We start from the raw sequence: 8,309 nt of genomic DNA on the forward strand, positions 1-8,309 counted from the left end.
GAAACCGCAGGCTCACTTAAGGGCGGCCGTAAATTGTGGGCGCTGGCCCGTACCGGCCAAGACTTGAAACTCAAAGGCAATGACTTGGTGAAGTCCTATCTGCTGCTGGCAACCAGCTGCGACGGCACGCTCTGCACCACGGCGCAATTTACCTCATTGCGAGTGGTCTGTAATAACACCCTGCAGATGGCGTTGCGTAATAGCACTGGGGCAGTCAAAGTCTCTCACTCGACGACATTTGACCCGGCTATTGTCAAAGAGGAATTAGGGTTGGGACTTGCTCATTGGGATGAATTCAAAACCCAGACCAAAGCATTGGCTGCCCGTCCTGTTGCCCCAGAAGAGGCGCTACGTTTCTTTAGCGTCCTGCTGGACCAGCCATTGGATGCCGACAATCAAATTATCCTCACCCGACCAGTCCAACAGCTCCACGAGCTATATCAAGGCGCCGGTATGGGCTCGGAGTTGGCCAGCTCCCAGAATACCGCCTGGGGGCTGGTCAATGCGGTGACGGAATATGTGGACCATCATCGCCGTGCCCGAAGTCAGGACTATCGCCTGGACTCTGCCTGGTTTGGTCAGGGTGCTCAGCTAAAGTCTCAGGCCCTCAATCAGGCCCTTACTCTGCTGCAGTAATCCCCGCTCTACCGATTTATTTCATTTACCCGTCATAGACCCCTACCCAGCCATCAGGCCGGGCGGGGACGTTTATGCCGCTGACAAGGAGTAATGATGAAAGCAAAAGCCAAATACGGTCAGGCTATTCGCTTAGCCTCCACCACCGACCTCTCTCGCAAGCAGTGGTTGGCGATCCGCAAGCTTGGGCTAGGTTCATCCGATGCCGCCGTTGCGGTGGGCCTCTCACCCTATAAATGCCCGCTGTCACTGTGGCTGGAAAAGACCGGGCGTAAGGAGCCGGAAGATATCTCCCACAAAGAAGCTGTGCTGTGGGGTATCGAGCTCGAACCGGTGTTGGCGCAGGTCTACGCCAAGCGCACCGGTTATCGGGTGCGCCGGGTCAATGCGGTACTACAGCACCCCGAGCACCTGTTTATGCTCGCCAATCTCGACCGGGAGGTGGTGGGCCACCCCGACGGCCCCGGCATCCTCGAAATCAAGACTGCCAGCTATCACAGTGCCCCCCAATGGGAGGAGGGCGTACCGGTCGCCTACCAGTGTCAGGTACTCCATCAGCTCGCCGTCACCGGTCATGCCTGGGCGGAAGTGGCGGTACTGATCGGGGGTCAAGATTTTCGGATTTACCGCATCGAGCGCGACGAGGAGAAGATCCGGGATCTCACCGAGCGTGAGGCGCAGTTCTGGCAGCAAGTCACTAGCAACCAGCAGCCCGAGCCCGATGGCTCGGAGGATGCAGGATCGGCGCTAGCCTGGCTATTTCCCCGTGATGATGGCGAGACGGTGGACTTGTCAGATTCGCCCGAGTTCAACCAGCTGTTCGGGGAGTTGCTGCATCTGCGCGAGCACAAGGAGGAAGTGGAGCTACGTGAATCGCAGATCAAGCAGCGGCTACAGGCCACGCTGGGTGAGGCCACGGCGGGACTCTTCGCCGACGGCAAGATCACCTGGAAACGCAGCAAGGATCGGCTGACCCCCGATCTGGACCGGCTCGGTCAGGATCATCCCGATTTGCTCAGCCACTACGTCAAACCGGTGCCCGGCTCACGCCGTTTCACCATTCAAGCAGTTCACGCTGTCAGGAGACACACACCATGATCAAAGGACTGGCGATTACCCCGCCCGTGATTGGGCGGATCTGTATTGGCAAGCTGGTACAGAAAGAGGGGAAATGGGTACCGGAGAAGGACGACAGTTTCACCCTCACCACCCAGGTACAGCAGAAAGGGGGATGGTTGCTCCATCCCTTGCATCAACAGTTCGCTCAAGGGCATGAGCAGGCCAAGATCCGCGCCATTCCGGTACGGGTGCTGTTCAATGACAGCGATCTGAACCTGCGGGCAGAGTACAGCGCCTTTGACCGCCAAACCGGACGGCCGCTTTGTGTCGGCAATGGAGAGGTGGCAAAACGGGTGGGGGCGCAAGGGATGGAGGAAGTCAGTTGCCCCGGTCCGGAGCGCTGTCCCTACGGCCAGCAACAGGGCTGCAAGTTGTACGGACGACTGAACCTATTTGTGGAGGGGCAGGGGGATGAGCTCGGCAGCTTTATCTTTCGTACCACAGGCTATAACTCGGTACGGACCCTGGCGGCACGCCTCAAGTACTTCGAGGCGGTGAGTGGCGGCCTGACCCGTTATCTGCCGCTGACCTTACGGCTACGGGCCAAGAGCACCACCCAGTCCTACCGCACCCCGGTCTACTACGTGGATTTGACTCTGCGGGACGAGCTGACTCTGACGGAGGCAGTCGGCCAAGCACGGCAGGAATCGATGCAGGACGATGAGGCCGGGCTGACGATTAGCGAGATGGAAACGGTGGCCCGAGCCTTGCTGCGTAATGGTCAGTTCGAGGATGTGGATGAAGAGGTGCCAATGCTACTGGAAGAGTTTTACCCCCAGGTGGAGGAAGGGGAACATTCGACTGCCGAACCGGCACCGCAAACAGTGGCCCAACCACGGGGAACGCGAGCACGGGCATCCCCGTTAACCAATAAATTGGGTAAAGGTGCTACACCGATACCCGGTGCGCCCTAACTCAGGATTTGGCCAGGCGCTCGACCAACCGTTCAAACGTCTCCAGCAGCAACGCCCGGTCGTCGCTGTCCAGCCGGGCGAGTTTCTGCCCCAAGACGATACCCTGCTCAGTTGGGCGCGGGCTGGTTTCGCGCAAGAAATCGGCCAGCTCGCACTCAAACAGCTGAGCCAGTTCAGCCAGTCGGGCAATGGTCGGCACTACGATACCGCGCTCCATCCGGGAGACGGCTTCCATCCCGATATTGAGATGCTCTGCCACCTGATCCTGGGTCAATCCCGCCTGCTGGCGCTGCCGCCCGATCGCATTGCCCACGCTTTTAGCGAGCAGCTCAACTTTGATGTTCGTCATAAGTCCTCCAATCAAGCTATATCGTTGAATAAGGACCCATTGACATGAAGGACTTAAAGGGATGAACATCAACAACATAAGTCTTATGTGAGGGGCTTTTTAACTCTTCGCGGGTTTCTGGAGAGGTATCCAGTCTGTTTTCGCAGCACAGGCATCAACCACCACAGGCAATTAAAGGAATAATCAAATGAGTGAATGGTTTTACGAGAAGAATGGTCAACGGATTGGTCCGATCATGAAGGAGCAGTTGATAGGCTTACTTGGCGCCGGAGATATCAGTCACCAGACGCTGGTATGGCACCAGAGCCAGCCACAATGGCTGCCACTACATGCGACTCCGCTGGCCGCCGATATTCCGCCGTCATCGACCCCTCCAGCGCTACCTGCAATTGCGATTAGTAATACCTTGATCTGGATTTTGGCTTTTGCGCCCATCATCGGTATTTTCTGCGAAGGCTTTGTCGCCGGTGCCGTATACCATGATACGGACCAAGCCGCGAACGCAGTGGCGGAAGGCTCATTCTTCTACATCTCACTGATCATCAATATCGCACTGAGTTACTGGGATGAACATACGCTGCGCAAAGCCGGCGTCAACACACAGCAATTTGGCAAAATGGTCTGGCTCGTGCCGGTGTATCTCTGGAAGCGCGCCAAGGCATTGCAACAAAAGCCGACCTATTTCTGGTGTTGGCTAGTGACCTTCTCGCTGATCATGCTCAGCAGTTGCAGCGCATAACTCTACCTCGCTCAAGTTGATGCCAGCCATCAGACCGCTACTCGACCGTCATGGTCGAGTAGCGCCTAACTGACATCCGAAGCTCGGAAGACCACCTCAAAAGGTTGGACTTGAGTATTTTCCAGTCATGCCATTTCAAGGCAGTGCGGAAAAGCAACAAAACCAGGCATTTATCTTCAAGGCCAAGTCCTTGTTTCCAGCCACTCGGAGACAAGCTTGACCGTGCTGCAACAACAAGGAAACCGTTATGCCCCATATCTACCGATATGCCCTGCTACTAGCCAGCATGTTAACACTCAGCGCCTGTGGTGGCGGTTCTGGCGGCCCCACATTTGAAGTCGAACTCACTCACACAGCCATCGGACGGCCACAGATTTATGTAGTCACAAAAAATGCCCAAGTCATCATCGAGAAGGTAGTAATTAATGATGGCGAGCCAGGGTGCAGGGTGATGGAGGCTAAACACGATTTCGGCATCGGCAGCACCTTCCCTCTCAAACTCAAGTTGGGTCAAGGAGTGACGTTTGCGGCTCGATACGAGTCCTGCACCGTGTTCAGTGCTACCTTAGTGACTGACCTCGGTGAGGTGACATACACATTTGGTGAATAACCGAAAAAACGACACGATCAACATCAAAGTAACGAGCGCCAAGCGCCCCCACCAATGAGATCCCCAAGCATGCAGATAATACGAACTCTACGAGCGGTAACGATGGCAACTCTGCTAAGTTGCTCAGTCACTGCCTTTGCTGCCGATTATGCGCTACAGATTGAATCGAAAATCCCTACTACCATCAGCGGAACACTCGGCTATGCCAGTCTGAAATATTGGATAGAGGTGCCAGGCAAAGGGAATGTGGAATTACTCACCGATGCAGACAATGAGGGAGGGCTTATCGAGCTCGTAGGGAAACAGGTATCGCTCAACGGCGCCATGGTGACCTACTCAAACGGGAGTGTCTATTTCGAGCCCAAATTCTCGGCCCCGGCCTCACCAGGGCTATCCATTAGCCCGCAAGACGACGGCACCATCGTGGTAACCAATGGCGAGCAGGTCCTGCTCAATACTGACATGTACCACTCTATTACCATCAAACATGAGCAACCATTGACTCAGGGAAAAGCCGTGTTGCTCGAACTCAACACCGGGGGATTTGGTTGTCCGATGCTCTATCAGCTAGCCGTCATCCGCTCGGATACGCTTCCCTTGCTCACTCCCACCTTCGGCACCTGCAGCGATCTTGGCAAGCTGACGCATGATACCAACGGCTTCACATTAGCTTTGCCAGGCAACCCCGCCGAAACCTGGATCTGGGATTCTCGTACCCTGATGCTGCACAAATAACGTCGTCACTTTTCCACACTGATAACAGGGCACCCACAAGGTGCCCTGTTTCGTTTTTATGCCTGACCACAAGGAGTTAACTTCATGTCTCGATTCACCCCAGGCGATCATCTGGTGACCGCTCGCCTCGGTTATACCCACCACGGCCTCTATGTCGGGGGCGACCTCGTTATCCACTACCAGGGGCCTAATCTCGGCCTACCCGGTGAAATCGTGATGACCTCTCTGGATGCGTTTTCCGATGGTAAGCCGGTCTGGTGCAAATTTTGCCCTGTCAGGCGGTATGACCGAACAGCGAGCCTCAAACGTGCCCGTACACGGCTGGGCGAACACCGTTACGATGTGTTGTTCAGTAACTGTGAACACTTCGTGATGTGGTGCATCCACGGTATCCACCACTCGACACAGGTTAGTCAGGTAGCAACGGCGGTGGCGAAAGCGGCCCTTCGTACTCCACAGACTACTATCATTCCCCCAGCTATGACTGTGTTGAGCCGCGAGCGCACAACGTCTGATTACATAACGCTCGCCACCTCTGCTATCACCCTGACCACCCTCGCGACATCGCCAAGCTGGGTCCCCCTGGCAACCGGCGCATTAGCCGTTCACGCAGTCAGCCGCCTCTGGTCCTGGCTCACCGACTGAGCCACTGCCTACCCTCGCACAACAAGGAGCACAACCTATGACTATTCCCTTCTACCGGGACGGCTTTGCCCTGCCCGTCACCCCCGCCCTGCTGGCTCTGCTCAGTCAGGAAGCCGAACGAACCGATCTCGATCTGGGGCGCTGCACCCAGCTGACCTTCAACTTCCGTAACCCCGGTTACAGCGCCGAGCAAGGTGGCGTGCACCCGGTCGAGATCCGCCTGATCCGTGGGCTAGATGGCTGGCTGTTCGATTACGTCACCGACTTCAGCTACCAGGGGCTCGGCCATGATGCCGAGCTCTGCAAGGAGATCGACTTCAACTTCCTCGATGGGGAACACACCATGTTGGGCTGGGGACCGCTGCGGCTGGCCGAAGCGCGGGAATTGTTCGATATCTGGCAAAGCAACTTCATTGCCTACTGCCGGTTGGAATGCTTCAGCGTCACGGTCGCAGGAGATTAGGAGGTCACGATGACCCAAGAATTAGCTCTATCCCACTACTCACGCCAGTGGCTGGGACGAGTCGCCACCAGCGCCAAGCTAACCCCCACTCGCAGTGGTCAGCGTTGGCTGCTGCACCTGACACCGGATAGCCCACCAGCCCGCACAGTCACCTTGCAAGTGCGTTGGTCTGGCGTGCAGTGGCAACTGCTCTCCCTCACCAATGCCGAGGACTGGCACACCATGAGCCAGCCCGTGGATGAAATCTGTGTGGACCCTAAGCGTCGCTGTTTCTGGCGCAGCCAGGCAGGAGCCGTCCCACTCTCTGAGCAGCCCCGCGTGCTGGGAAGCTTTATGAGTGACCTGCAGCGTGCCTGCATCCATCACGGCTATCGTGTGGAGAGTGACCCCTTACCCCAAGAGGAGGCACAAGATGCCAAAACAACCGGTAGCCGTTGAACTTGAAGCCATCAATCGTAATGGCGAGACGCAAGTGGTTCGGGGCAGCGCCCTGCCCGTGCACGGCTACGGCGTTTACTTGCGAGCGGTAGAAGCCAGTGGATTGGCGCTGGCTACCTGGATAGCTGACTACGACACTATCGGCCAAGCCTATGAGCTGGCGGAACGGCTGAGCGTTGCGCTCGCTATGCCGCTCACCCTGCAGGTCCCCGGATTGCTGATGCCGGTGAAGCGTGCCCCTACAGCCTGAGCAGGAGCAGAAGCCGCCACCAAGACCAACTGAACTACCCTCAAAGTGAACCAACAACCGCTCTACCTTTAACCCCGACATGCTTCATGCGTGCCGGGGTTTTGTTTATTTGGAGAATTCCACTATGCGTTATCACAAGCTGAAAGCCGGGGAATGCCCCGGCACTTATGTCGTCACTGAACCCGTGACCGAACAAGACCTGCTGCGTATCGCCAACCAGATTGCCCGTAAGCGCTTGGCCAAAGGCACCGCCATTACCAGCACCACCGAGGCCGCCGAGCGGCTGCAAACCCTGCTGCAGGACCGGGAGCACGAAGTGTTTGGTGCACTGTTCCTTGACTCCCAACACCGCGTACTGGCTTTTGAGGAACTGTTTCGCGGCACCTTGGACAGCGCCAGCATCTACCCACGGGAAGTAGTCAAGCGGGCCCTGATACTCAACTGCGGGGCCATCATCGCAGTGCACAATCACCCAAGCGGTGACCCTGAACCCAGCCAATCTGACCGGGTCTTTACCCAAGCCCTCAAGGAGGCCTTGGCGCTGGTCGATGTGCGATTGCTCGACCATCTGGTGGTCGGTGCCGAGGGCGTGGTCTCGCTGGCCGAAAGAGGTCAGCTATGACTCTAACCCTAGGTAAGTCACACCTCACCACCCTCGACATCCTCCTCGAGCTGCGCGGCTGGCTTGCAGACAACGTCGAGATGCAGGCCGAGCCTGCCATCGTGGCTCACCTGCCTAACGGCTATCAGCTCACCCAGAGCGATTGTGTCGAGGCCATTGATGCACTGCTCCATCAGCTACGCCCTTAACCGAGCCAAGAAGGGATAAACACCATGCGATTACCCAATCCCTATTCCCTTGAGGAAACCCTCGAGAAGCTACGCCATAGGCTAGCAGCCGCCTGCAACGAGGATGCGCTGACATTGCTGGAGAAGGCCGTCACCAAGGCACATGATGACGAGGCCTATGCCAAGCATTTTGAAGAGACCTTGCTGCAGGGATCCACCATCGAGATCCGCGAGTGTCTCAGCTGCTTTGGTGACTACTTTGAGCGATCCCGAGACACGCCGCCCTATTACCCGCATCACGATGCCGTCAACGGCATTGATGGTGCACTCTACGCCATCCTGTTCGATGCGGCTCTCCCCAGCACAGAGCAGGCGCACGAATAACGCCAGCATTCCCAAACCCGGATCATCAGGTCCAACACCAAGATCCGGATATTCCGATCCCCCCAACAAGGCCACCTCACTGCAGGTGGCCTTTTGCATTTCAAGGAATCACCCCATGTCTGCCTTCATGATCGATCGCAAGGATTACCTAGCCTTTGCCGTACAGTTACACCGCTTTTGCAATGCCCCGATGCCACAGCACTACATCCTTGAGTTGCTGCGCACCCTCTGGTGGAAC

14 protein-coding genes are annotated in these 8,309 nt (G+C 56.8%); 13 read left to right on the forward strand and 1 reads right to left on the reverse strand.

All coding sequences use genetic code 11. The annotated features are described in order from the left end of the window. The 3 genes from BN1134_RS16640 to BN1134_RS16650 all read left to right on the forward strand — a co-directional run. The coding region (locus BN1134_RS16640) for a DUF932 domain-containing protein (protein WP_042048592.1) at window positions 1–636 on the forward strand (636 nt) is incomplete at its 5' end. Window positions 637–732: 96 nt separating this feature from the next. Next, complete coding sequence (locus tag BN1134_RS16645; protein WP_042048593.1) at window positions 733–1,734, forward strand: YqaJ viral recombinase family nuclease; 1,002 nt, start codon at window positions 733–735, stop codon at window positions 1,732–1,734. Then, entirely contained in the window at window positions 1,731–2,669 is a 939-nt protein-coding gene (locus tag BN1134_RS16650) for a recombination directionality factor (protein WP_029303610.1), read from the forward strand. Before BN1134_RS16645 ends, BN1134_RS16650 begins: the two co-directional genes overlap by 4 nt. Window position 2,670: 1 nt before the next feature. Here the strand turns inward: BN1134_RS16650 and BN1134_RS16655 are convergent, their stop codons facing one another. Next, the gene (locus BN1134_RS16655) at window positions 2,671–3,018 is read right to left on the reverse strand and encodes a helix-turn-helix domain-containing protein (protein WP_042048596.1); all 348 of its coding nucleotides are present in this window, start codon (window positions 3,016–3,018) and stop codon (window positions 2,671–2,673) included. A gap of 187 nt (window positions 3,019–3,205) precedes the next feature. On the opposite strand from BN1134_RS16655, the gene BN1134_RS16660 reads away from it, so the two are divergent. The 10 genes from BN1134_RS16660 to BN1134_RS16705 all read left to right on the forward strand — a co-directional run bounded on the left by BN1134_RS16660 (window position 3,206) and on the right by BN1134_RS16705 (window position 8,071). Next, window positions 3,206–3,757, forward strand: coding sequence for a DUF4339 domain-containing protein (locus BN1134_RS16660; RefSeq protein ID WP_042048597.1), 552 nt, complete (start codon window positions 3,206–3,208; stop codon window positions 3,755–3,757). A gap of 247 nt (window positions 3,758–4,004) precedes the next feature. After that, window positions 4,005–4,367, forward strand: a complete 363-nt coding sequence (locus BN1134_RS16665; RefSeq protein ID WP_042048599.1) for a hypothetical protein — start codon at window positions 4,005–4,007, stop codon at window positions 4,365–4,367. Window positions 4,368–4,469: 102 nt separating this feature from the next. Beyond that, window positions 4,470–5,102: a hypothetical protein gene (locus BN1134_RS16670; RefSeq protein WP_232300671.1), complete on the forward strand. Its 633-nt coding sequence runs from the start codon at window positions 4,470–4,472 to the stop codon at window positions 5,100–5,102. A gap of 84 nt (window positions 5,103–5,186) precedes the next feature. Then, complete coding sequence (locus BN1134_RS16675) at window positions 5,187–5,747, forward strand: lecithin retinol acyltransferase family protein (RefSeq protein ID WP_029303605.1); 561 nt, start codon at window positions 5,187–5,189, stop codon at window positions 5,745–5,747. Window positions 5,748–5,784: 37 nt separating this feature from the next. Next, the gene (locus BN1134_RS16680; protein ID WP_042048604.1) at window positions 5,785–6,210 is read left to right on the forward strand and encodes a DUF2787 domain-containing protein; all 426 of its coding nucleotides are present in this window, start codon (window positions 5,785–5,787) and stop codon (window positions 6,208–6,210) included. A gap of 9 nt (window positions 6,211–6,219) precedes the next feature. Next, on the forward strand, window positions 6,220–6,648 hold the full coding sequence (locus BN1134_RS19445) for a hypothetical protein (RefSeq protein WP_080688891.1): 429 nt from the start codon (window positions 6,220–6,222) through the stop codon (window positions 6,646–6,648). Further along, window positions 6,623–6,898, forward strand: coding sequence for a hypothetical protein (locus BN1134_RS16690; protein ID WP_042048606.1), 276 nt, complete (start codon window positions 6,623–6,625; stop codon window positions 6,896–6,898). The genes BN1134_RS19445 and BN1134_RS16690 overlap by 26 nt, the downstream gene beginning before the upstream one ends. 124 nt (window positions 6,899–7,022) lie before the next feature. Then, on the forward strand, window positions 7,023–7,520 hold the full coding sequence (gene radC / locus BN1134_RS16695) for a RadC family protein (protein WP_024945022.1): 498 nt from the start codon (window positions 7,023–7,025) through the stop codon (window positions 7,518–7,520). Beyond that, window positions 7,517–7,708: a hypothetical protein gene (locus tag BN1134_RS16700; protein WP_024945023.1), complete on the forward strand. Its 192-nt coding sequence runs from the start codon at window positions 7,517–7,519 to the stop codon at window positions 7,706–7,708. The genes radC and BN1134_RS16700 overlap by 4 nt, the downstream gene beginning before the upstream one ends. A 24-nt stretch (window positions 7,709–7,732) precedes the next feature. Then, on the forward strand, window positions 7,733–8,071 hold the full coding sequence (locus BN1134_RS16705) for a hypothetical protein (RefSeq protein WP_024945024.1): 339 nt from the start codon (window positions 7,733–7,735) through the stop codon (window positions 8,069–8,071). Window positions 8,072–8,309: the final 238 nt, after the last annotated feature.

This window comes from Aeromonas simiae (assembly GCF_000820125.1).
Classification (GTDB): Bacteria; Pseudomonadota; Gammaproteobacteria; order Enterobacterales; family Aeromonadaceae; genus Aeromonas; species Aeromonas simiae.

Excerpts from the sequence above, each read along its gene's own strand:
- radC (WP_024945022.1), top strand. The coding sequence starts at position 7,023 with ATGCGTTATCACAAGCTGAAAGCCGGGGAATGCCCCGGCACTTATGTC.
- BN1134_RS16670 (WP_232300671.1), top strand. The coding sequence starts at position 4,470 with ATGGCAACTCTGCTAAGTTGCTCAGTCACTGCCTTTGCTGCCGATTAT.
- BN1134_RS16665 (WP_042048599.1), top strand. The coding sequence starts at position 4,005 with ATGCCCCATATCTACCGATATGCCCTGCTACTAGCCAGCATGTTAACA.
- BN1134_RS16680 (WP_042048604.1), top strand. The coding sequence starts at position 5,785 with ATGACTATTCCCTTCTACCGGGACGGCTTTGCCCTGCCCGTCACCCCC.
- BN1134_RS16700 (WP_024945023.1), top strand. The coding sequence starts at position 7,517 with ATGACTCTAACCCTAGGTAAGTCACACCTCACCACCCTCGACATCCTC.
- BN1134_RS16690 (WP_042048606.1), top strand. The coding sequence starts at position 6,623 with ATGCCAAAACAACCGGTAGCCGTTGAACTTGAAGCCATCAATCGTAAT.
- BN1134_RS16705 (WP_024945024.1), top strand. The coding sequence starts at position 7,733 with ATGCGATTACCCAATCCCTATTCCCTTGAGGAAACCCTCGAGAAGCTA.
- BN1134_RS19445 (WP_080688891.1), top strand. The coding sequence starts at position 6,220 with ATGACCCAAGAATTAGCTCTATCCCACTACTCACGCCAGTGGCTGGGA.
- BN1134_RS16645 (WP_042048593.1), top strand. The coding sequence starts at position 733 with ATGAAAGCAAAAGCCAAATACGGTCAGGCTATTCGCTTAGCCTCCACC.
- BN1134_RS16650 (WP_029303610.1), top strand. The coding sequence starts at position 1,731 with ATGATCAAAGGACTGGCGATTACCCCGCCCGTGATTGGGCGGATCTGT.
- BN1134_RS16655 (WP_042048596.1), bottom strand. The coding sequence starts at position 3,018 with ATGACGAACATCAAAGTTGAGCTGCTCGCTAAAAGCGTGGGCAATGCG.
- BN1134_RS16675 (WP_029303605.1), top strand. The coding sequence starts at position 5,187 with ATGTCTCGATTCACCCCAGGCGATCATCTGGTGACCGCTCGCCTCGGT.
- BN1134_RS16660 (WP_042048597.1), top strand. The coding sequence starts at position 3,206 with ATGAGTGAATGGTTTTACGAGAAGAATGGTCAACGGATTGGTCCGATC.